The organism is Clostridium sp. (genome assembly GCF_029258205.1).
Classification (GTDB): Bacteria; Bacillota; Clostridia; order Clostridiales; family Clostridiaceae; genus Sarcina.
Genome location: NZ_JARHZJ010000026.1, coordinates 116,937 through 140,735 on the forward strand (window position 1 = coordinate 116,937; position 23,799 = coordinate 140,735).

General features: G+C 29.1%; 21 protein-coding genes, 1 pseudogene and 1 other annotated feature. All 22 genes and pseudogenes read left to right on the forward strand.

Annotation, left to right across the window (positions count from 1 at the left end; genetic code table 11):
• Nucleotides 1–7 precede the first annotated feature (7 nt).
• Nucleotides 8–1,603 (forward strand): amidohydrolase, encoded by a 1,596-nt coding sequence (locus Q1J60_RS04000; RefSeq protein ID WP_300258791.1) that lies wholly within the window; start codon nucleotides 8–10, stop codon nucleotides 1,601–1,603.
• Nucleotides 1,604–1,787: 184 nt separating this feature from the next.
• Nucleotides 1,788–2,261 (forward strand): PRC-barrel domain-containing protein, encoded by a 474-nt coding sequence (locus Q1J60_RS04005; protein WP_300258794.1) that lies wholly within the window; start codon nucleotides 1,788–1,790, stop codon nucleotides 2,259–2,261.
• A gap of 25 nt (nucleotides 2,262–2,286) precedes the next feature.
• Complete coding sequence (locus tag Q1J60_RS04010) at nucleotides 2,287–3,324, forward strand: AI-2E family transporter (protein ID WP_300258797.1); 1,038 nt, start codon at nucleotides 2,287–2,289, stop codon at nucleotides 3,322–3,324.
• A gap of 163 nt (nucleotides 3,325–3,487) precedes the next feature.
• Nucleotides 3,488–3,657: a binding site (T-box leader), on the forward strand.
• Between the two features lie 160 nt (nucleotides 3,658–3,817).
• Nucleotides 3,818–6,457, forward strand: a complete 2,640-nt coding sequence (gene alaS / locus Q1J60_RS04015; RefSeq protein ID WP_300258800.1) for an alanine--tRNA ligase — start codon at nucleotides 3,818–3,820, stop codon at nucleotides 6,455–6,457.
• A 144-nt stretch (nucleotides 6,458–6,601) separates the two neighbouring features.
• Entirely contained in the window at nucleotides 6,602–6,859 is a 258-nt protein-coding gene (locus Q1J60_RS04020; RefSeq protein ID WP_300258803.1) for an IreB family regulatory phosphoprotein, read from the forward strand.
• A gap of 47 nt (nucleotides 6,860–6,906) precedes the next feature.
• A complete protein-coding gene (gene ruvX, locus Q1J60_RS04025; RefSeq protein WP_300258806.1) occupies nucleotides 6,907–7,320 on the forward strand; it encodes a Holliday junction resolvase RuvX in 414 nt (137 codons plus the stop codon).
• Nucleotides 7,321–7,335: 15 nt separating this feature from the next.
• Entirely contained in the window at nucleotides 7,336–7,590 is a 255-nt protein-coding gene (locus tag Q1J60_RS04030; RefSeq protein WP_300258809.1) for a DUF1292 domain-containing protein, read from the forward strand.
• A gap of 20 nt (nucleotides 7,591–7,610) precedes the next feature.
• Nucleotides 7,611–8,063 carry a Fur family transcriptional regulator gene (locus tag Q1J60_RS04035; RefSeq protein ID WP_300258812.1) on the forward strand — a complete coding sequence of 151 codons (453 nt, stop codon included), beginning with the start codon at nucleotides 7,611–7,613 and terminating at the stop codon, nucleotides 8,061–8,063.
• 70 nt (nucleotides 8,064–8,133) lie between these two features.
• A complete protein-coding gene (locus Q1J60_RS04040) occupies nucleotides 8,134–9,801 on the forward strand; it encodes a ribonuclease J (protein ID WP_300258814.1) in 1,668 nt (555 codons plus the stop codon).
• A 156-nt stretch (nucleotides 9,802–9,957) separates the two neighbouring features.
• Nucleotides 9,958–11,790, forward strand: a complete 1,833-nt coding sequence (gene typA, locus Q1J60_RS04045; RefSeq protein WP_300258817.1) for a translational GTPase TypA — start codon at nucleotides 9,958–9,960, stop codon at nucleotides 11,788–11,790.
• 128 nt (nucleotides 11,791–11,918) lie between these two features.
• Nucleotides 11,919–12,947 carry an endolytic transglycosylase MltG gene (mltG, locus tag Q1J60_RS04050; protein WP_300258820.1) on the forward strand — a complete coding sequence of 343 codons (1,029 nt, stop codon included), beginning with the start codon at nucleotides 11,919–11,921 and terminating at the stop codon, nucleotides 12,945–12,947.
• Nucleotides 12,948–12,962: 15 nt separating this feature from the next.
• Nucleotides 12,963–13,607, forward strand: coding sequence for an O-methyltransferase (locus Q1J60_RS04055; RefSeq protein ID WP_300258822.1), 645 nt, complete (start codon nucleotides 12,963–12,965; stop codon nucleotides 13,605–13,607).
• Nucleotides 13,608–13,612: 5 nt separating this feature from the next.
• Nucleotides 13,613–14,842: a peptidase U32 family protein gene (locus Q1J60_RS04060; protein WP_300258825.1), complete on the forward strand. Its 1,230-nt coding sequence runs from the start codon at nucleotides 13,613–13,615 to the stop codon at nucleotides 14,840–14,842.
• Nucleotides 14,842–15,468: a uridine kinase gene (gene udk, locus Q1J60_RS04065; protein WP_060794470.1), complete on the forward strand. Its 627-nt coding sequence runs from the start codon at nucleotides 14,842–14,844 to the stop codon at nucleotides 15,466–15,468. Before Q1J60_RS04060 ends, udk begins: the two co-directional genes overlap by 1 nt.
• A 117-nt stretch (nucleotides 15,469–15,585) precedes the next feature.
• A complete protein-coding gene (locus Q1J60_RS04070) occupies nucleotides 15,586–17,250 on the forward strand; it encodes a penicillin-binding transpeptidase domain-containing protein (RefSeq protein ID WP_300258828.1) in 1,665 nt (554 codons plus the stop codon).
• Between the two features lie 66 nt (nucleotides 17,251–17,316).
• Nucleotides 17,317–18,018: an RNA polymerase sporulation sigma factor SigK gene (gene sigK / locus Q1J60_RS04075; protein ID WP_300258831.1), complete on the forward strand. Its 702-nt coding sequence runs from the start codon at nucleotides 17,317–17,319 to the stop codon at nucleotides 18,016–18,018.
• Between the two features lie 180 nt (nucleotides 18,019–18,198).
• Complete coding sequence (locus Q1J60_RS04080) at nucleotides 18,199–19,251, forward strand: type IV pilus twitching motility protein PilT (protein ID WP_300258834.1); 1,053 nt, start codon at nucleotides 18,199–18,201, stop codon at nucleotides 19,249–19,251.
• A gap of 77 nt (nucleotides 19,252–19,328) precedes the next feature.
• On the forward strand, nucleotides 19,329–20,567 hold the full coding sequence (locus Q1J60_RS04085; RefSeq protein ID WP_300258837.1) for a cell division FtsA domain-containing protein: 1,239 nt from the start codon (nucleotides 19,329–19,331) through the stop codon (nucleotides 20,565–20,567).
• A 13-nt stretch (nucleotides 20,568–20,580) separates the two neighbouring features.
• Entirely contained in the window at nucleotides 20,581–21,726 is a 1,146-nt protein-coding gene (ftsZ, locus tag Q1J60_RS04090; protein WP_300258839.1) for a cell division protein FtsZ, read from the forward strand.
• A 397-nt stretch (nucleotides 21,727–22,123) separates the two neighbouring features.
• Nucleotides 22,124–22,930: a sigma-E processing peptidase SpoIIGA gene (gene spoIIGA, locus Q1J60_RS04095; protein WP_300258842.1), complete on the forward strand. Its 807-nt coding sequence runs from the start codon at nucleotides 22,124–22,126 to the stop codon at nucleotides 22,928–22,930.
• Nucleotides 22,931–22,943: 13 nt separating this feature from the next.
• Complete coding sequence (gene sigE, locus Q1J60_RS04100) at nucleotides 22,944–23,651, forward strand: RNA polymerase sporulation sigma factor SigE (RefSeq protein ID WP_300258844.1); 708 nt, start codon at nucleotides 22,944–22,946, stop codon at nucleotides 23,649–23,651.
• A gap of 35 nt (nucleotides 23,652–23,686) precedes the next feature.
• Nucleotides 23,687–23,799: pseudogene (locus Q1J60_RS04105) on the forward strand (RNA polymerase sigma-G factor); the annotation flags it as partial.

A 23,799-nucleotide genomic window follows, 5' to 3' on the forward strand; every position in this document is an offset into this window, starting at 1 on the left:
GGTTTTTATGAAGAAGATATTTTACAATGGAGCTATAATAACAATGGATGAATGTAATCCATATGTGGAAGCTTTATGTATTGAGAATGGAGAAATCATTTCTTTAGGATTAAAGAAAGATATTTTATCTATGAAAGACAATGGAGATGAGATTATTGACTTAAAAGGAAAGACCTTGTTGCCAGGATTTATTGATGCGCATAGTCATTTTATTGGGTTAGCTAATTCATTGTCACAATGTGATTTATCACAAGCTCAATCTTTTGAAGATGTGGTTTTATTAATGAAAAAGTTTATTAATGATAATCATATTCCTAAAGGAGAATGGGTTTACGGAAGTCATTATGATCAAAACTTTCTTATTGAAAAAAAACATCCAGATAAATTTTTATTAGATAAAATTTCAACTGAACATCCAGTGGTAATTGTACATGCATCTTCACATATGGGGGTAGCTAATACACTAGCAATGCAATGTCAAAATATTTCAGTTGAAACAAATGATCCAGAAGGTGGAAGATATGGTCGTGTAGGAAATAGATTAGAGCCTAATGGATATATGGAAGAAAATGCTTTTATAGGTTTTCAAAATAAGGTACCTATGATTAAAACGGAACGTATGATAGAACTTATTCAAAAAGCTCAAGATATTTATGCAAGTTATGGTATAACTACAATTCAAGATGGTATGATTACAAAACCACTATTTAATTTGTTACAATATGCATCATCTTTAAATATATTGAAGTTAGATGTAGTAGGATATATAGATTTAGCTAATTGTCGAGAGTTAATGAAACAACAAGATACTTATAAAAATCAATATAAAAATCATTTCAAATTAGGTGGATATAAAACTTTTATAGACGGTTCTCCTCAAGGACGTACTGCTTGGATTACATTCCCATATAGAAATAGTGATAATTATTATGGATATCCTGTTTTGTCAGATGAAGAATTATATAAGCTTATTTACCAGGCTTTACAAGATCATCAACAATTATTAGCACATTGTAATGGAGATGCAGCGGCTGAACAATATATAACACAGTTTGAAAAGGTTATTTATGATCATCCTGAGTTAGATTCTATGCGTCCAGTTATGATTCATGCTCAACTTGTTAGGAAAGATCAATTAAAACGTATGAAAAAGATTAATATGATTCCAAGTTTTTTTATTGCACATACATATTATTGGGGAGATATTCATATACAAAACTTTGGAATTGAAAGAGCTAGTTTTATTTCACCAGCTAAAGATGCTGTTGATTTGAATATACCATTTACATTCCATCAGGATACTCCTGTATTACCACCTGATATGTTAAAAACATTATGGTGTGCTGTAAATCGTAAAACAAAAAATGGAGTTAGTATTGGTGAAAATGAAAGAATAACAATTCAAGAAGCACTTAAGGCTATAACTGTATATCCTGCTTATCAATATTTTGAAGAAAATCAAAAAGGATGCTTGAGAGTTGGTAATAAAGCTGATCTTGTAATTTTAGATCAGAATCCTTTAGAAGCAAATAGTAATGAAATTGATAAAATTAAAGTTATAGAAACAATTAAGGACGGAAAAACTATTTATGTATATGAGTAACTATCTCTAGAGATAGTTACTTTTTTGATTTTATGAAAAGTAAAAGAATACTTTATTGTTTTGGTATTATTAATAAAGAAAATGTTTAAAATATATTTTAAAATATGTATTTTGGGGAGGGATTTAGATAATACTAGATATATTACTGATGGCTTTACTTAGATTAGAAAGGAATGAATTTTAGGTGTATAGAATAAGAGATTTAATTGGGCTTAAAGTTTTTGATTCTAATGGAAAAAATGTTGGAGTAGTTTGCGATCTTGCTATAGATTATTTTAATGGAAAAGTTATTGGTTTTATAATAACAAAAAAATTATTTTCAAATAGAGATTATGTGGATTTAACTAACGTTATTTCTTTAAGTGATACCATTATGGTGGAAGGAGTGCATGTGCATAGAGGATTAAAATTTAGCCAGATAAAAAACTTTGATATTATAAATAAGGATGGTCATATGATAGGAATATTAGAAGATATTTTAATAGACTATGACTTTTATATAAGAGGACTAATAGTAGTAAGTGGATTGTTTGATAAATTTAGAAATGGCAAAAGAGTCATACAATTAAAAGAAACTATTTTAGGGGAAGAAAATATCTTATTTTTTGGTAATAAAAATATAAATTTCAGAATGATTCCAAGAAAATATTTTGGTTGAAAAAAATTAAAAGGGAGGAGTAGGGATGTTTATAACTTTAAAAGATAAAAAAAGATTTATAAAAAGTTTAATACTAACATTTGTGATTATCTTATTTATATTCCTTTTATATCAATTTGAAGCTTTTAGGGATATTAGTTTTATAGTACTTGTATCAGGAATTTTTTCATACATTCTTAGACCTCTATATAGATTTTTATATGAAAAAACAAAAATAAATAAAAATTTTTTAGCTATGTCTATAGTGCTTAGCGTAATTTTTTTTATGTTATTTTTTTTAACAGCTCTAATTCCAAGTATGTTTAAGGAGGGAGAAAGTTTTGATGATTTAATAAATGGTATAGAAGTCTTTATAAATGATTTAATTATGAAGATGAAGTTTATGGAATTAGGAGTTTGGGATGTTGTTGAAAGTCAAGTTATTGAGAAATTAAATATATTATTAGTTAATTTTGCAAATGATATTATAAATAATTTAATCAGTTTTTCAGAGAATATTTTAGCTTTTGCTGTTATACCTGTATTAGCATATTATTTTTTAGCTTATGGAGATTTGTTATCTAATAAATTTTTATATTGTTGTCCAATGGATAAAAGAACTCTATTGAAAAACTTAGGAAGAGATATTGATAAAGTATTGGGTAAGTATATTTTAGGACAATTAATTTTAAGCTTAGTTGTTGGAGTTATGACATTTATAGGAATGCTTATATTAGGAATAAAGTTTCCTCTATTATTAGCAGTTTTAAATGCATTACTTAATATTATACCGTATTTTGGAGCGGTTTTAGGTGCAATACCTGCTATAGTTGTGGCACTAGTAGAAGGACCGAATAAAATTTTATGGGTTATATTGACATTTTTAATAATTCAACAAATTGAAGGGAATTTAATAGCACCTAAAATTACAGCCGAAAGTATAGATATGCATCCAATATTAATCATAATATTACTTTTAATTGGAGAACAAATAGGAGGTCTTATGGGAATGGTTTTTATAGTTCCTATAGCTGTTGTTATTAAAGTTTTATTTGAGGATTGTGATTATTATATGTTTTTATGATAAAATATTAAGTAAAGATAGTTTTTAAATAGATTAAATTATTCATATTATAGATAAGGAATAAGAATTAAAGAAATAGATATATAAGAAATAGAGATATATAATTGGTAATTATATTGACAGGTAAAGAAATTTTTTTTATAATTTGCCTATAATAACTTAATGAAAAGCGTTGACGAGAATGAGTAGGCATTTATCTTTTAATCAGAGAGGAAGTGGTTGGTGAAAACTTCTTAAAAGATATGTTGAAGCTATCTTTGAGCTATATTTTTAGAGTGATGTAGTTTTACATAATTAGGGTGGTACCGCGGAGCATAGGATTTCGTCCCTTTTTAATTAGGGGTGTTTGTTTTATGGTCTTTTTTTATGTGTGAAACTAATTATAAAATAAAACAATATCTAGAGCTAAGTAGAGAGTTTGATCTTATTTTATAAATATCATATTAAACTTGAAGTCTAAAGGATAAATACATAAAATTTGGAGGGATAAATTATGAAATTCATGGGAGCAAATGAATTAAGAGAAAAATATTTAAGCTTTTTTGAAAGCAAAGGTCATTTAAGATTACAGTCATTTCCGTTAGTACCTAAAAATGATAAGAGTTTATTATTAATAAATGCAGGAATGGCACCACTTAAACCTTATTTCACAGGTTTAGAAGAACCACCAAAAAAAAGAATAACAACTTGCCAAAAATGTATAAGAACTGGTGATATAGAGAATGTTGGTAAAACATCAAGACATGGTACCTTTTTTGAAATGTTAGGAAACTTCTCATTTGGAGATTACTTCAAATCAGAAATAATTCCTTGGGCTTGGGAATTCATAACAGAAACTCTAGGAATTCCAAAGGACAAATTATATGTAACTATATATTTAGATGATGATGAAGCTTATGATATTTGGACTAGTAAAACAGACGTAGATCCAAGTAGAATATTCAGATTAGGAAAAGATGATAACTTCTGGGAAATAGGAGTAGGTCCTTGTGGTCCTTGTACAGAGATTCACTTTGATAGAGGAGAGGGAAAGGTTGAAACTGTAGAAGAATTCTTAGAAGCTTCAGATGCTGATAGAATAGTTGAATTCTGGAACTTAGTTTTCACTCAATTTGATAAAGATGAAGAAGGAAACTACAATGAATTAGCTCAAAAGAACATAGATACAGGTATGGGCTTAGAAAGAATAGCCACAATAATGCAAGGTGTAGATAATATCTTCGAAATAGATACAGTTAAAAACATATTAAATAAGGCATGTGAATTAACAAATTCTAAATATGGAGAAGATAAAGACAAAGATGTATCATTAAGAATAATAACTGACCATGGAAAAAGTGTTACTTTCTTAATATGCGACGGTGTTCAACCATCAAATGAAGGTAGAGGATATGTTTTAAGAAGACTTCTTAGAAGAGCTGCTAGACATGGAAGACTTTTAGGAGTTAAAGATATATTCTTAAATGAAATGGTTGATGCTGTAGTTGAAAATTATGGTGAAGCTTATCCAGAATTAAAAGAAAAAGCTGATTATATTAAGAAAATAATTAAATTAGAAGAAGAAAGATTTAACGAAACAATAGACTCAGGTATGGATATACTTATGAGTTATATTTCAGAAATGGAAGAAAAAAATGAGAAAGTTTTATCAGGAGCTAAAGCTTTCAAATTATATGATACTTATGGATTCCCTCTAGAGCTTACTCAGGAAATATTAGAAGAAAAAGGATTAGAGTTAGATATAGAAAACTTTAATAAAGAAATGAAAGAGCAAAGAGAAAGAGCTAGAAATGCTAGAGGAGAAAGTAGCTACATGGGAAGTGAAGAAAGTCCAGTTAACAAAGTGGATGCTTCAATAGTTACTGAATTCGATGGATATGTTAATTTAGAACTTAATTCAAAAGTTATAGTACTAGGAAATAATGAAGAGTTTAAATCTGAACTTTCAGAAGGAGAAGAAGGTTTCTTATTAACTGACAAAACTCCTTTTTATGCTGAAATGGGAGGTCAAGTTGGAGATAGAGGAAATATAACTTCAGCAACTGGAATGGCAATAGTTACAGATTGTAAGAAGAATGTTGGTGGAAAATTTGTTCACTATATTAAGGTTATAGAAGGTAGCTTAAAAGAAGGTCAAGAAGTTAAATTATCAGTTGATGCTTCAAGAAGATCTAACATATGTAAAAATCATACGGCTACACATATGTTACATGAGGCTTTAAAAGAAGTTTTAGGAGATCATGTAAATCAGTCAGGTTCATATGTTGATGAAGAAAGATTAAGATTTGACTTTACTCATTTTGCAGCTTTAACAGAAGAAGAATTAGAAAAAGTTGAATTATTAGTAAATGAAAAAATTATGGCTGTATCTGTAGTTGATACAAAAGAAATGTCATTAGATGAAGCTAGAAACAGCGGAGCAACTTGTCTTTTCGATGAAAAGTATGCTGAAAAAGTAAGAGTTGTTTCAGTTGGAGATTTCTCAAAAGAATTATGTGGAGGAACTCATGTAGCTAACTCAGGAGAAATTGGATTATTTAAGATAGTTTCAGAATCAGGAGTTTCTGCTGGAATAAGAAGAATAGAAGCTGTTACTGGAATAAGTGCATTAAAATTCATGGAAATTAAAAATAATATGCTTAAAGAAGCCGCTTTAATGCTTAAATGTAATGAAAAAGATATTGCTAAGAGAATAGCAGCTCAAGCTCATGAATTAAAAGAAAAAGATAAAGAAATATCAGAACTTAAAGCTAAATTAGTTCAGGGTGCTGAAGATGACATATTAAAAGATAAAGTTGAAATAAATGGAGTTGAATTAGTTACAGCAGAATTAAAAGATGTTGATGGAAATTCATTAAGAGATTTAGCTGATAAAGTTAGAAATAAATTAAATAATGGAATAGTTGTTTTAGCAAGTGATAATGGTGGAAAAGTAAACTTAGTAGCTATGGCAACTAAAAATTCATTAGCAAATGGAGTTCATTGTGGAAAAGTTATCAAAGAAGTTGCAGCAGTTGTAGGCGGCGGAGGTGGTGGAAGACCTGACATGGCTCAAGCTGGTGGAAAAAATCCAGAAAATATAGCTAAAGCGTTAGAAAAAGCAAAAGAAGTTGTAGAATTACTTGTAAAATAGTTGTACTTTTATGCAAATATAGTTTATAATGATTATAAAGTAAAGCGTGAATAAAAACTAATTTAAAAGATAATAATATATGTAAATATATAAAGTTAAAATATATTTACTGTAAGGGGGTGAGCTGCTAGTAAGCAGCATGTTATGAGCAACAATTTTGATCACACAATGCAGTTTGATTTTAGTAAAAATAAGGAAGATTTAACTAAATCAATATTAACTGATGTATACAACTCACTAAAGGAAAAAGGCTATAACCCGGTTAATCAGCTAGTTGGATACTTAATTTCAGGTGACCCTACTTACATTACTAATTACAACGGGGCAAGAGCTTTAGTAAGGAAACTGGAAAGAGATGAAATACTTGAAGAAGTTATAAAATCTTATCTAGATATAAAATAACAAGGAGTGCCCGAAAGGGTACTCTTTCGTTTATGTAAGGAGATTCAATGAGAATTTTAGGTTTAGATATCGGAAGTAAAACTATAGGTGTTGCAGTAAGTGATCCACTTGGATGGACAGCTCAAGGTGTAACAACTATAAAAAGAGATTGCTACACTAAAGATGTAGAGTCAGTCATGAAAATATGCAAAGAGTATGGAGTGGAAACTATAGTTGCAGGTATGCCCAAAAATATGAATGGAACAATAGGACCATCTGGAGAAATGGTTAAAAATTTATGTGAACAAATTGAAAAATCATTTGATGGTAAAATAGAGTTTTGGGATGAAAGGCTTACAACAGTTGCTGCTCATAGAGCAATGCTAGAAGCGGATTTATCAAGAGCTAAGAGAAAAAAAATAGTCGACAAAATAGCGGCTACTTATATATTACAAGGATACTTAGACAGAATATCAAAATAAAAAGGAGAAGTTAAAATGAATAACGATTTACAACCAATAGTTTTAGTTGATGAAGAAGGAATAGAAACAACATTCAACGTAGTAACTAAATTAGATATAGAAGAAAAAGAATATTTCTTATTATCACCAGAAGGTGAGGAAGACGTAGTTATAGCTATGCAAGTTGTTCAAGATGAATATGGAGAAGAAACTTTAGCTCCAGTTGAGAATGATTTTGAAATTGAAATGATAGAAGAAGCTTATGCAACTTTATTCGCAGAAGAAGAATAACGGTAAAGTGAGGTTTTAATATGGTAAATACAGCTTCAGTAGATTTTGATGCTTTAAAAGAAGAATTAAAGAAGAAGGGTTATAAGTTAACTCCTCAAAGAAGAGCTATAGTTGATACTATAATACAAAATGAGGGCAAACACTTAACTGCTGAGGAAATTTATGACGAGGTTAAGAAAAGTTGTCCAGAGATTGGATTAGCTACCGTATATAGAACAATAATTCTTCTAGAAGAGATGGGTGTAATCTATAAGTTAGATTTAGAAGATGGATGTAGTAGATATGAACTTGCTCATGATGATGAACAGCATAGACACCATCATTTAGTTTGTAATAAATGCGGAAAAGTTTATGAGGTTGAAGCGGATTTATTAGATGAACTAGAAGAAGAGATTGAAACTAAATATGGATTTGAAATATTAGATCATACAGTAAAGTTTTTCGGAATATGCAAGGATTGTAGAAATGAATAGAGAAATTTTCTCAAATGAGGAAACCTCTTTTATACATAAGCGTACTACTACAAAAAAGAGGAGGGAAAATATGAAACGTGAAAAGCTAAAGGTTAAAATTATACCTTTAGGTGGTTTGAATGAGATAGGTAAAAATCTAACTGTTATAGAATTTAAAGAGGATATAATTGTAGTTGACTGTGGACTAAAGTTCCCAGACGAAGATATGTTTGGTATTGATATAGTTATTCCAGACGTATCATATCTTGTTAAAAATGCAGAAAAAGTTAGAGGAATATTTTTAACTCATGGACATGAAGATCATATTGGTGCTTTACCCTATGTGTTAAAAAATTTAAATGTACCTGTTTATGGAACAAAACTTACTTTAGGAATAGTTGAAACAAAACTAAAAGAACATGGTTTATTAAGTACGACAGAGCTTATAAGAGTTAAACCAAGAGATATTATAAAATTAAAATCATCATCTGTTGAATTTGTAAAAACTAATCATAGTATAGCAGATTCAGTTGCTATAGCAGTGCATACACCATTAGGAGTTGTACTTCATACAGGTGATTTTAAAGTAGACTATACGCCAACTGACGGAGAGGTAATGGATTTTGCTAGATTTGCAGAATTGGGAAGAAAAGGAGTTCTTGCAATGATGGCTGATTCTACTAATGTAGAGAGACCAGGATATACAATGTCAGAGAGGGCTGTAGGAGAAAATCTTAAAAAAATATTTATTGGAGCAAAGGGAAGAATAATAATAGCAACATTTGCTTCAAATATTCATAGAATACAGCAAATTGTTGAAGCAGCAGAAATGACAGGAAGAAAGATTGCTGTTTCAGGAAGAAGTATGGAAAATATAGTTCAGGTTGCAATAGAGCTAGGATATTTAACAATAGATAAAGATTCTTTTATTAGCATAGATGCTATAAATAAATATCCAAATGAGCAAGTCACTATAATAACTACAGGAAGCCAAGGAGAACCAATGTCAGCATTAGCTAGAATGGCATCTTCAGAGCATAAAAAAGTTAATATCATTGAGGGAGATACAGTAATATTATCTGCAACACCTATACCAGGAAATGAAAAGTTAGTTTCTAAGGTTATCAATCAACTTTTCAAAAAAGGAGCAGAAGTAGTGTATGGAAAATTAGCAGATGTCCATGTTTCAGGTCATGCTTGTCAAGAGGAGCTGAAACTTATGCAAGCTCTTGTTAAGCCTAAATTCTTTATACCGGTTCATGGTGAGTATAGACATCTTAAACAGCATGCAGAGTTAGCTGTTGATGTTGGATTATCAGAAAATAATTTTATGATAGCTGAAAATGGAGATATTATAGAAATTACTAGAGATTCAATTAAAAAGAATGGATCAGTTACTTCAGGACAAATTTTTGTTGATGGACTTGGAGTTGGTGATGTAGGAAACATAGTTTTAAGAGACAGAAAACATCTTTCACAAGATGGAATTCTTACAGTAGTAGTTACTATTTCAAAAGAAACTGCTTCAGTGGTAGCAGGACCAGATATTATATCAAGAGGTTTTGTTTATGTAAGAGAATCAGAAGACTTAATGGATGAAGCTAAAGAAATAGTAAAAGATGTTTTAAGAGATTGTGAGAAAAAGGGAATCTGTGACTGGGCTACTATAAAATCTAACATAAGAGATGGTCTTAGAAGTTTCCTTTATGAAAAAACCAAGAGAAAACCAATGATATTACCAATAATAATGGAAATATAAAAAAATTAGATGATAATGTAGAATGTAACTGTTTAAGTAAAAAATGTTGTGTTGACTTTTTTTTAGCTTAACAGTAGAATCTAATAAGGTAAAGAAAATTGGGTACTTAAATAGTATCCAATTTTTTATGCACATAAAATTGGAGGAATAAATATAATGAGTAACGAATTTACAAGAAATGATATTAGAAATATAGCTATAATCGCTCACGTTGACCATGGTAAAACAACTTTAGTGGACGCATTATTAAGACAAAGTAACGTTTTTAGAACAAACGAAAAAGTAGAAGAGAGAGTAATGGACTCAAATGACTTAGAAAAAGAAAGAGGTATCACAATACTTTCAAAAAATACAGCAGTTCATTATAACGGAGTTAAAATAAATATAATAGATACACCAGGACACGCTGACTTTGGTGGAGAGGTTGAACGTGTGCTTAAAATGGTAGAAAGTGTTTTACTTGTAGTAGATTCATATGAAGGAGCTATGCCTCAAACAAAATTCGTTTTAAGAAAAGCTCTTGAGTTAGGATTAAAACCAATAGTTGTTATAAACAAAATAGATAAACCAGATGCTAGACCAGAGGAAGTTATTGATGAAATATTTGAATTATTCTTAGAGCTTGGTGCAGATGATGAGCAATTAGATTTTCCAATAGTTTATGCTTCAGCTAGAGATGGAGTAGCTACAATTGACATAGATGATCCAAAAGATAACATGAAGGATCTATTCGATACTATAATAGAAAAAGTTGAATCACCAAAGGGATCTATAGAAGATAGCTTACAAATGCTAGTTACAACTTTAGATTCAAGTGAATATGTTGGTAAAATAGCTATAGGTAAAATAACTAGAGGAATAGCTAAGAAAAACCAACAAGCTGCTATTGTAAGACAAGATGGAACAGTAACTAAATTCAAAATATCAAGTCTTTACACTCATGATGGGTTAAAAAGAATAGAGGTTGATGAAGCACAATTAGGAGATATAGTTGCAATAAGTGGTATATCTGACGTAAATATTGGAGAAACTATAACAGATGCACAAAATCCAGAAGGATTACCATTTGTTAAAATAGACGAGCCTACATTAAACATGAACTTTATGGTTAATGACTCACCGTTTGCAGGTAGAGAGGGTGATTTCGTAACTTCAAGACATTTAAGAGACAGATTATTAAAAGAGTTAGAAACTAACGTAAGTTTAAAAGTTAAAGAAATAACTCCAGATTGTTTCGAAGTAAGTGGTAGAGGAGAATTACATCTTTCAATACTTATAGAAACAATGAGAAGAGAAGGGTATGAATTCCAAGTCTCTAAACCAAACGTTATAACAAAGATAGATGAAAATGGTGTTAAGGTTGAGCCAATTGAGCATTTAACTATAGATGTTCCAGAGGAATTTATGGGACCTGTTATGGAAAAATTAGGACCTAGAAAAGCTGAAATGGTAAATATGACTTCAGCTGTTAATGGATATTCTAGATTAGAGTTCAAAATACCTGCAAGAGGACTTATAGGATTTAGAAATGAATTCATGACAGATACAAAGGGTAATGGAATAATGAACCATGTATTTGATGGATTTGAGAAATACAAAGGAGAAATCTCAGGAAGAAGTAGAGGATCAATCGTAGTATTTGAATCAGGAGAAGCAGTTACATATGGATTATTCAATGCTCAAGAAAGAGGAACTTTATTCATAGAACCAGGTACAGAAGTTTATGCTGGAATGGTTTGTGGAGAATGTTCAAGAGCAGATGATATAGATGTTAATATTTGTAAGAAAAAACAATTAACCAATACAAGATCATCTGGAGCTGATGATGCTTTAAAATTAACTCCAATAAGACAAATGTCATTAGAGCAATGTTTAGAATTTATAAACAATGATGAATTAGTTGAAGTTACTCCAATAAATGTAAGAATGAGAAAGAGAATCTTAGATAGTGCTGAGAGAAAGAGAGCTATAAATAGAAGTAAAAAATAATAAGTTTTTTATAACTTTGTTTACATAAACAAAATTTAGTAAAACGAGTTTGTTTTTATGAGAAAAAGATTTATAATAAGATAAATGGCTTCATGGTCATTTATCTTAAAATATAAGGGGGTACTACTGTGAAAAGGCTAAAAAACTCTAAGAGTATGGTTTTAATATCCATATTCATAATTTTACTTGTGATTAACTTAGCTGTATTTGTAGTTAAATATAACTCCATAAAACAAAGCCCTTTACAATCTAATCAAGCTGAGATAACATTTAAAGTTAAAGATGGAGAGTCACTAAATGGACTTTTTGAAAGATTAAACAATGAAAATGTACTTAGAAGTTCATTTTTTTCTAAGATATATATAAAGTTTAATAACATAAAAGAAAGCATAAAACCAGGTACGTATACCGTAAATAGTGACATAAGTTTTCAAGATTTTTTAAATGTATTAATTAATGGAAAAGTATCAGAGGCTAAGATAACATTTCCAGAAGGATATACTATAGAGGATATAGCTAAGAAATTAGAAGAATCTAAGATATGCACAAAAGATGAGTTTTTAAAAGTAGTAAAAGAGTATCCATTACCATCTTATATAAAGCCTAATAATGAAAGAAAATATGAGTTAGAAGGATTTTTATTTCCTGACACATATGCAATTCCTAAAGGCACAACAACGAAACAAATAATTGAAATGATGCTTAATAGGTTTGAAGGAGTAATTAGTGAGATACAAAGTGAACTAGGTATTACTATTCCAAAGGAAGAATATGAGAAATATGTAATAGTAGCTTCAATGGTTGAAAAAGAGGCTAGGGATGATAGTGAGCGAGCAGAAATAGCGTCTGTTATATACAACAGACTACAAAAAGGCATGCCTTTACAAATTGATGCTACAGTTTTATATGCTTTAGGAGAGCATAAAGATACTGTGCTTTATAAAGACTTAAAAGTGGATTCACCATATAATACATACAAAATTAAAGGACTTCCAGTTGGACCAATATGTAATCCAGGAAAACCGTCTATTTTAGCTGCTATAAAACCAGCTAAAACAGACTACATATATTATTTATTGAATCCATCAAATAATAAGCATTATTTTACTAATAATTATGAAGATTTCCTAGCTAAGAAGAAAGAATTTGGATACTAAGATTTGGAGGAGTAAATGAGTGGAGTAACCTTTGAATATATGGAAAAGTATCTTAGAGATCTTATTCCAGATAGAGATGACGAATTAAAAGAATTAGAAGATTTTGCAAAAGAGAATAAGGTGCCAATAATACAAAAGGAAGGTGCTAAGTTCCTTGAGTTTATGGTGTCTATGAATAAACCAAAGAAAATATTAGAATTAGGAACAGCTATAGGTTATTCTTCAATACTGATGAATAAAGCTACTAATGGAGAATGTCATATTACTACAATCGAGAGAGATGATAATATGATAAATTACGCTACAGAGAATATTGAAAAATTTGGATTAGATGAAAAAATCAAGATTTTACAGGGAGATTGTTTAGAAGTTTTAGAAAGTCTTGATGATGAATTTGATATGATATTTATGGATGCAGGTAAAGGACATTATAATCATTTTTTACCGGAATGTTTAAGACTTTTAAAAGAAGATGGAATTATAATAGCAGATAATGTTTTGTTTAGAGGAATGGTTGCTTCTGATGACTTAGTAAAGAGAAGAAAAATAACTATTGTTAAGAGAATGAGAAAGTATTTGGATATGGTCTCAAATGATGAAAATTTAATAACAACTGTTATTCCTATGGGAGATGGAATTGCGTTAACTAAGAGGAGGTAGCAAACATGAGAAAACCAGAAATATTAGCTCCAGCAGGTAGCTTAGAAAAATTAAAGACAGCAATTGATTTTGGAGCAGATGCAGTTTATATTGGAGGAAGTAAACTTAACTTAAGAGCTTTTGCTGATAACTTTACAAATGAACAGATTGCAGAAGGTGTAAAGTATGCTCATGATAGAGGAAAATACGTTTATGTTACTATGAATGTATTTCCTCATAATTCAGATTTAGAAGGATTAGAAGAATATATTATAGGACTTAATGATTTAAATGTAGATGCAATAATAGTTTCAGATCCATCAATAATAATGACTGCAAAGGAAGTTGCACCAGATTTAGAAATACATTTAAGCACTCAAGCAAACAATGTAAACTGGAAATCAGCTAAGTTTTGGCATAGTTTAGGAGTTAAAAGAATTGTTTTAGCTAGAGAGCTTAGCTTTAAAGAAATTGAAAAAATACATGAGAATTTACCAGAAGATTGTGATTTAGAAGCATTTGTTCATGGTTCAATGTGCATGGCATATTCAGGAAGATGCTTAATATCAAACTACATGACAGGAAGAGATTCAAATAGAGGAGCTTGTTCACAAGCATGTAGATATAAGTATTATTTAATGGAAGAAAAGAGACCTGGAGAGTATTTCCAAGTTATAGAAGATGATAAAGGTACATACATAATGAACTCTAAGGATTTATGTATGATAGAATATATACCAGAGCTTGTTAAAAGTGGTATATACTCATTTAAAATAGAAGGAAGAATGAAGAGTCCATATTATGTTGCTGCAATTGTTAAAGCTTACAGAGAAGCTTTAGATAAGTATTGGGATGATCCAGAAGGATATGAATTTGATCAAAAATTAATGGATAATCTTTTAAAGGTTAGTCATAGAAGATACCACACAGGATTTTACTTTGGAAAATCAGGAGAGCAAGTTTATGAATCATCATCTTATATAAGAGATTATGATATTGTAGGGGTTGTTAGAGATTATAACGAAGAAACTCAAGTAGCAACTATAGAACAAAGAAACAGATTATTCGAAGGGGACACAGTAGAAGTATTAACTCCAGTAGGAGATTATTATGAAATTCAAATGAATGATATGAAAGATGAAAAAGACGAAAAAATAGATGTTGCTAACAGAGCTCAAATGATATTTAAGGTTAAAATAGATAAGCCTGTAAAGGTAAATGATATGTTAATTAAGTGCAAGGAGGCAAAGAGCTAATGAAGAGACCGATTTTTATAGGAATAACAGGAGGCACTGGCTCAGGTAAAAGTACAATAGCTAAGGAGATATATAGACAATTTGGTGAAGATTGTATAGCAATGATAGAACAAGATTCATACTACAAGGATCAAAGCCATTTATCAATGGAGGATAGAGTTAAAACTAACTACGATCATCCAAATGCTTTTGATAACAATCTTTTAGTTTCACATTTAGAATCACTTTTAAATGGACATTCTATACAAAAACCTAGTTATGATTTTTCTATACATAATAGAATTGAAGATACAACTAAGGTTGAGCCAAAGGAAATTGTTATTGTAGAAGGAATATTAATCTTAGAAGATCCAAGAATAAGAGAGCTTCTAGATATAAAAATTTATGTTGATACAGATGCTGATGTTAGAATCATAAGAAGAATGGTCAGAGATATAAATGAAAGAGGAAGAACTATAGAGTCTGTTATAAATCAATACTTAAATGTAGTAAAGCCTATGCATAATCAATTCACAGAACCTACAAAGAAATTTGCTGATTTAATAATACCAGAAGGTGGACATAATAAAGTTGCCATAGATATTATTGTTGCAAAAATAAAAGAGGTTTTAGGACAATACGAATAATATATTAGTTGAAATTTTATATTATAATTTTTACTTCAATATAAGATAAAACTAATGATTTATTATTGAATAAAACACCCCTAACTTGGTTAGAATTTAGCCAGGAGGGGTGTTTTTATGTTTAATAGAAAAAGAAAAATTGAAATTAAAAATAGATTAATAAGCTTAGTTTCTTTATTATTATTAGCTTTAATATTACTTGACATGAGAATTTATTATGTACAGAAAAAGTATAGTACCAAAGAAATAGGAAATTTCAAGGGAAATCACAAGCAATATGAAGATATTTCTGACTATAACTATTCTCTTTTAGATAGAAATGGAGAAAGCATATTTGAATATGAAACTAAATACAAAGTTGTTATAGATTCTATGGCTTTTAGATTAAATAATTTAAATCAAAACTTAGAAAATATAATGGCCTTTAATTATATTATGCAATCTGAAGAAAAGAATTTTTCTTTTGATAGTATAGTAAAAAGAGGTGGGAAAGTATATTATGATGTTTCACAGGAAAGCTTTGATAAGATAAATAGCTTGAAAAATATAAAAGGAATTTATACTTATAAGGCGCAAGAAAAGAAAAAAGATGATAATTGGAAAATCGAGAATATGTTATCTTCTACTAAAGGTTTTGCTTTGGTAGAGAATAAAGATAAGAAGATGGAAACTCAAGAGGTTGATAAGTCAAAAAACTCTCTGGAAATGATAATAAATAAGGAGTTAGAAAATAATAAAGACCCTAAAATAATTTTTGAAAGAGATCATGAAGGATTATATGGAGAAGGACAATATGATATTCCAGAGACTAATTTAAATGTTAAGTTAACTTTGGACAATAGATTTCAAAAAATAGTTAGGGATGTATTAGCTAAGGAGGATTATAAAACTTTTAAAAATGCAGGAGCAGTGCTTATTGATAGTGATAGCGGTGAAGTTTTAGCTTTAGCTCAAAAGGATGAGTCAGCTCCAAATGTTGTTTTAGGATCAGGTAGTATTAATGGCTATGAGGCAGGGTCAATATTTAAAATTCTAACTCTAGAGGCTGCTATGGAATCAAAGGGAATTAACCTTTTAGATAAATTAAGATGTGATGGGTTAGTGTGTAAAAAGGAGAAAATACATGGAACAATAAGTATTAAAGAAGCTTTTGAAGTTTCATGTAATGATGTTTTTTCTAAATTAGGCTCTCAAATAGGAACAAAGGAATTATTAGATTTTGCAAAAGAACAAGGAGTTTTTTCTTTAGCTTTAGGATTAGATGAAAAAACTGGGATGGAGACTAAGGGAGAGGTTCCTGAAAATGTTAGTATAACAAATCTTTCTATAGGTCAATCTATGCAGACTAGTTTAATTCAGATGGCAGGTATAATATCTACTGTTGTTAATGAAGGAGAATATGTACAACCATATATATTAAAAGATTTTGAAAATCAAAAAGGAGAAATGAAAAAAGAATTTAATGAATTTAGAAAAAGTGTAATATCTAAAGAAACAGCAGATAATTTGAAAAATGTAATGAATTCAACTGTTAGGGAAGGAACTGCAAATGTAACTAAAATTGAAGGAGTAGAGATAGGAGCTAAGACTGGAACTTCTGAAACTATAGGTGGAGAATTACATGGATGGTTTTTAGGATATTTTAAATATGAAGGAAAATACTATACTTTAGGAATTATGGTGCCAAATATAAAAAATGTTTATGAAGATAGAAAACCAGGTGGTGGAAATACTGCAGGACCTATTTTCAGAGATATAGTTTTAGAACTTACAAAAAAATAAGTGAATTTAGCAATATTTTAGTTGTCAACTCATATTATAATAATAAGCATTAATAGGGGGAACAGCATGTTCATGTTACAATACTTATTAGAATTAGTTGGTAGTAAAATATTTTTAACTGGCTATGTAACAGGAAATTCTACTTTTCCAAAGCCTTTAAATGAAAAGGAAGAAAAAAAATATTTAGAAAAATTAAAAGATGGAGATATTGAGGCTAAAAAGGTACTAGTTGAACGGAATTTAAGACTAGTAGCACATATAGTTAAGAAGTATTCTTCAAATTATCAAAACTCAAAAGAAATGGATGATCTTATATCTATAGGAACAATAGGTTTAATAAAAGCTATAGATTCTTTTGATACTAGTAAGGGAATACGACTTGCAACATATGCTGCTAAGTGTATAGATAATGAAATACTTATGTTCTTTAGGAATAATAAGAAGACAAAGGGAGAAGTATTTCTTCAAGATCCTATAGGCGTGGATAAGGAAGGAAATGAAATTTGTCTGATAGATATTTTAAGTAGTGACTCTGATTCGGTTTTAGAGACAGTTGAAAATTCATTACAGGTTAAGGAGCTTTATAAAAAAATGTCAGATGTTTTAAGTACTAGAGAAAAAGAAATAATTCAAATGAGATATGGTCTTTTGGATGGTGATATAAAAACACAGAGGGAAATAGCAGGAATTCTTGGTATATCAAGATCATATGTATCTAGAATAGAAAAAAAAGCATTGAAAAAATTGAATAAGGAATTCAAATATTAAATGGTACTTAATAAGTTGTATAAAAAAAAATAAGTTTTATAAAATTATGGAATTGATATATCATATAGTTTATAATATTTATTATATGATAAAAAAGGAGAATTCTTCTATAAATAATTTGTTCATTTCTTCATGAAGTGAACAAATTATTTATTAAGAATTAAGTTTAGGAGGAGAGTTATGCAAAGTTTAGCAGAACTTTTAGAGTTAACAGTTAAAGAAGGAGCATCTGATTTGCATTTAACAGTAGGTATTTCTCCTATAATAAAAGTTAATGGGAAATTAGTAAGGCTAGAACATGAAAAATTACGACCTGAAGATACTGAAGCATATGCTAGAGAGATATTACAGGATGCATATGAAAAATATGATGCTATTGGAGAATACGATACATCATATTCAATACATGGTAAAGGTAGATTTAGAGTTAATATATATAAACAAAGAAATAGTACAGCTTTAGCTATAAGAGTTATATCTTTAGATATGCCGACTCTAGATATCTTAGGATATCCTGATACTTTAAAGGATATATGCAATCTTAAAAGAGGACTTGTATTAGTTACAGGACCTACTGGAAGTGGTAAAAGTACAACTTTAGCAGCTTTAATAAATGAAATAAATAATAATAGAGAATCTCATATAATAACAATAGAAGATCCTATAGAGTTTCTTCATAAACATAATAAATCTATTGTAAATCAAAGAGAGATAGGTAAGGATACTCTAAGTTATGAAAGAGCCTTGAAAGCAGCTCTTAGAGAAGATCCTGATGTCATTTTAATAGGAGAAATGAGAGATTTAGAGACTATTTCAATAGCTATAACAGCCGCAGAGACTGGACATTTAGTATTTTCAACTCTTCACACTATAGGAGCAGCTAAGACTATAGATAGAATAGTAGATGTCTTTCCACCACATCAACAGGAGCAAATAAGAATACAGTTAGCTTCTGTCTTACAAACAATTATATCACAGCAATTAGTAGAAACAGTTGAGGGAGATAGAACAGCGGCATTAGAAATAATGGTTGCTACACCAGCTATAAAAAATTTAATAAGAGAAGGAAAAACTCATCAAATAGAATCATCCATACAAACAGGAAGTAAATATGGAATGAGAACGATGGATATGGAACTTGCTAATCTTTACAGACAGGGTGTAATAACACAAGAAACTGCAATGAATTATGCTATAGATAGAGAGATTCTAAGTCGATTATTGATGTATTAAATATAAAGGGAATTTTAATTTGTAAGAGAATATATATATTATCACAATTTTTAGATAGGGAGGTACACATAGAAAAAATGTCTAAAAACATAGTGGGTCTAGATATTGGAAACAGAAATATTTGTGCAGTAATATCAGGTGAAAATGAAAATGAAGAATTCGAAGTATTAGATTTTGTAGTAAAAGATTTGAAAGGTGTATCTAAAGGTAAAATAATAGATGAAGAGTCTGTTGTAAAAACCATTAAAGAATGTCTAAAAGAACTAGAAGAAAAAAGTGGACATAACATTCAAGGTGTTTACTTATCATTGAAAAATAATGATTGTAGAATAGTAGAAAATAAGGGATATTCTTATACAGATAATGATGATTCATTAGTTTTTAAAGAAAATATAGAAGAAGCTTATATAGAAGGAAGAACATTAAAACTTTCAGATGAAGAATGTGTAGCTGATAGTACAATAAATTCATTCTATACTGAAGAATTTGGCTTTGTTCAGAATCCAATTGGAATTAAATCCGAAAGAGTAGAAATAGATGAAGATTTAATTATTGCTCCTAAATCTAAAATTAGTACTTTAAATAAAATTATTTTAGAAGCTGGATATGAGGTTTTAGGAACAGTTTTATTAGGTTTTGGATTTAAAAATATTTTTTTAAGCAAAAAAACAGAGACTTCAAATGTTGTAATTATAGATGTAGGTGCAGAGGAAACACAAATATACAATTATAAAGGGAATACCCTAAAGGATATAGATTATATACCATTAGGCGGAAGAAATATTAGCAAAGATTTATCTATATGCTTATCTATATCAGAAGATGAAGCAGAGAGATTAAAATTGCAATATTCTTCAAAATATTATAGTATTAGAAAGGATTATAATAATATTTCATTTGAGGAATACATATTAGATACCTATTTAATTCATGATATTATAGATGCAAGATTAAGTGAAATAGTAGAATTAGTTAATAGTAAATTGATGGAAAGGGATATTCTAAATACTACAGATATGATAATATTAACTGGTGATGGTATTAGCTATTATGAACATATTAAGGAAAGAATAGAGTATACAACTGATAAGAATGTAAGAATTTTCACTAAAGAGCAATTTTTATTTGATAATTCTTCAATAATTAATGCAATTAGTATTGTTAAAGAGGTATATGATAGGTTAAAATTAATATGTGATGAAGAGTTACTTTCAGGTAGAAAAGTAATAGTGGATAAAGAAAATAAAAGTGAAAATAAAAGTGTAAAGAAGAGAGGGCTTTCCAAAATAATGGCTTTCTTAGAGGAGCTTTTTTAAAGGAGGAATTAGTTTGTTAGATTTTGATGTAGATATACAATCATTTACTAATATTAAGGTAATTGGATGTGGAGGCGGAGGCGGAAACGCTGTTAATAGGATGATTCAAGAAGGATTAAGAGATGTTGAATTTATTGCTATAAATACAGATAAACAAGCCTTAACATTATCTCATGCCCAAAATAAAATTCAAATAGGTGATAAACTTACGAAGGGACTAGGTGCAGGGGCTAATCCTGAAATAGGAAAAAAAGCTGCTGAGGAAAGTAGAGATGAAATAACAGAAGCTATAACAGGAGCTGATATGGTATTTATAACTGCTGGTATGGGCGGTGGTACTGGTACAGGAGCTGCACCAGTAGTTGCTGAAATAGCTAAATCAATGGGAATATTAACAGTAGGTATAGTTACTAAGCCATTCCCATTTGAAGGAAGAAGAAGAATGACTCATGCTGAAATGGGTATAGCAAATTTAAAAGAAAAAGTTGATACATTAGTAACAATACCTAATGAAAGACTTTTATCAATGGTAGATAAAAAGACAACTTTATTAGAATCATTTAAGAAAGCTGATGATGTTTTAAGACAAGGTGTACAAGGTATATCAGATCTTATAACTAATCCAGGATTAATAAACTTAGATTTTGCAGACGTTAGAGCTGTTATGTTAGATAAAGGTTTAGCACATATGGGTGTTGGATATGGTAAAGGAGAAACAAGAGCACAAGATGCTGCAAGAGAAGCAATATCATCTCCACTATTAGAAACATCAATAGTTGGTGCTACTGGAGTCTTATTAAACGTAACAGGAGATTCTGAATTAGGATTATTAGAAATAAATGAAGCTGCAGAAATAGTTCAAGAAGCTGCAGACCCAGATGCTAACATAATATTTGGTACTGTTATTGACGAAACATTAAAAGATGAAATAAGAATAACAGTTATAGCTACTGGATTTGAAAAAGAGCGTCAAAGAATGGGAATGGGAGCTCAAGGAGTAACAAATAGAGATTCTCAAGCTCAAAGAGAAGTTGTTGTTGAAAAAGTTGAAGAAAAAGTAGTAGAACAAGAAGTTGCTGCATCTTCACAAGTACAACAAGAAGATAGATATAATGATGATTTAGAAATACCTATGTTTTTAAGAAGAGGTAGAAGATAGTATTTTTAAAAACAAAAGCACTTATAGTAATTAATTACTATAAGTGCTTTTATTTTTACTTTAATTAGAAAAAATATATATATTTATAATGGAGTTTATATAGAAATAAAAAATGATTTATTTTTAATATTTTTGGATGTAAAACTCAGTAAATGAAAAAAAATATTGAATTTTATAATTTATAATTTAACAAATTATGAACTTATGTTTAATGAATATGTTTTCATTGCAAGAATAGACATATAAAAAATAATTATAATATTAAAAAAAATTAATTTAGCAGAAAAATGTAGAATAATAAAGGAAAAGAAAGATAGAAAATATGCATATAGAATATATAATGACAAAATTTTAGAATAAGAAGTTTTATAATTATAAATAGGGAGTGAGTCGATTTATGACTGTATATATTGACATTGTCATATTAGAAAATTTTTTAATTAATTTTTTTCTACTTTATTTAACTTTACAGACCTTAAAAGAAAGAATAATTTACAAAAGAATACTGCTAGCAGCTTTTTTAGGAGCAATATATACTTTATTTATTTTTATTCCAGGATTAAATATACTCACATCATTGCCTTTAAAACTGCTTTTTTCTTTGGGAATGATTACTATAATATCAGAAAGAAGAGAGTTAAAGACAATAATAAAAAGGTATATAACTTTTTTAGTGATAACTTTTGCATTTTGTGGTACTTGTTTTATGTTTGCTTTAGTTGAAAATCAGTATAATATTTCAGAATCTTTTATAATAAATGATTATTCAACTAAATCTACAATATTCTCATTAATTATAAGTTATATACTTGTTAGTGGAGTTATGGATTATTTTAAAAATAGAGCTATTATAAATAATTTTATATATGATTTAGATGTATGTATTGATTCTGAAATTATTAATATTAAGGCTTTTTTAGACACAGGAAATGGACTTGTGGAGCCTGTAACTGCATTGCCTGTAATAATAGCAGAAAGAGAAAAGTTTAAAGGTATAAACATTAATGAAAAAGATCAATTTAGAATACCATACAAAGTAGTTGATGGAAATTCAGGATATATGAAAGGGATTAAGATTGACAATATAAAGCTTTGTAATGTTAATGGAGAAATCATGACAAGAGATGCAATCTTATGTTTTTGTGATAATAAATTAAGTAAAGAGGGAGAATATGAAGCTTTATTGTCTAGAGGAATTATATAGGGGTGATTAGGTTATGTTAAATATAAGACTTTTGCTTAATAAGTTATTTGCTAAATTAGATATTAATGTAGAACCAATTTATTATGTTGGGGGAAATGATGTTCTTCCAGCACCTCTTAGTAAGGAAGAGGAAGAGAATTTAGTCAATAAATTAGGGGAAAATGATGAAGCTATTAGAAGTATTCTTATTGAAAGAAATTTAAGATTAGTTGTATATATAGCTAGAAAGTTTGAGAATACTGGTGTAGGTGTTGAGGATTTAATTTCTGTAGGAACAATTGGACTTATAAAGGCAGTAAATACATTTAATCCAGAAAAAAAGATAAAGCTTGCAACTTATGCATCAAGATGTATAGAAAATGAAATTCTTATGTACTTAAGGAGAAATAGCAAGGTTAAAGCAGAGATATCATTTTATGAGCCGTTAAATATAGATTGGGATGGAAATGAACTTTTACTATCAGATATACTTGGGACAGATGAGGATATTGTTTATAATTTAATAGAGGATGAAGTTGATAAGGAATTATTATTTACTGCAATGAAAAATCTTTCAAATAGAGAAAAAGAAATTGTTGAATTAAGATTTGGACTATGTGGATATAAAGAAAAAACTCAAAAAGAAGTAGCTGATATGCTAGGAATATCCCAATCTTATATTTCAAGATTAGAAAAGAAAATTATAAAAAGATTAAAGAAGGAAATTAACAAAATGATTTAAGAGTATAAAATTAACCTCTACAGGTAATAATTAAAATGCGGAAGGGAATTACTTCGAAGGGGTTGATTTCAATTATGATGATAAATAAAGTAGAGATATGTGGAGTCAATACAGCTAAATTACCAGTTTTAAAAGAAAAAGAAATGAA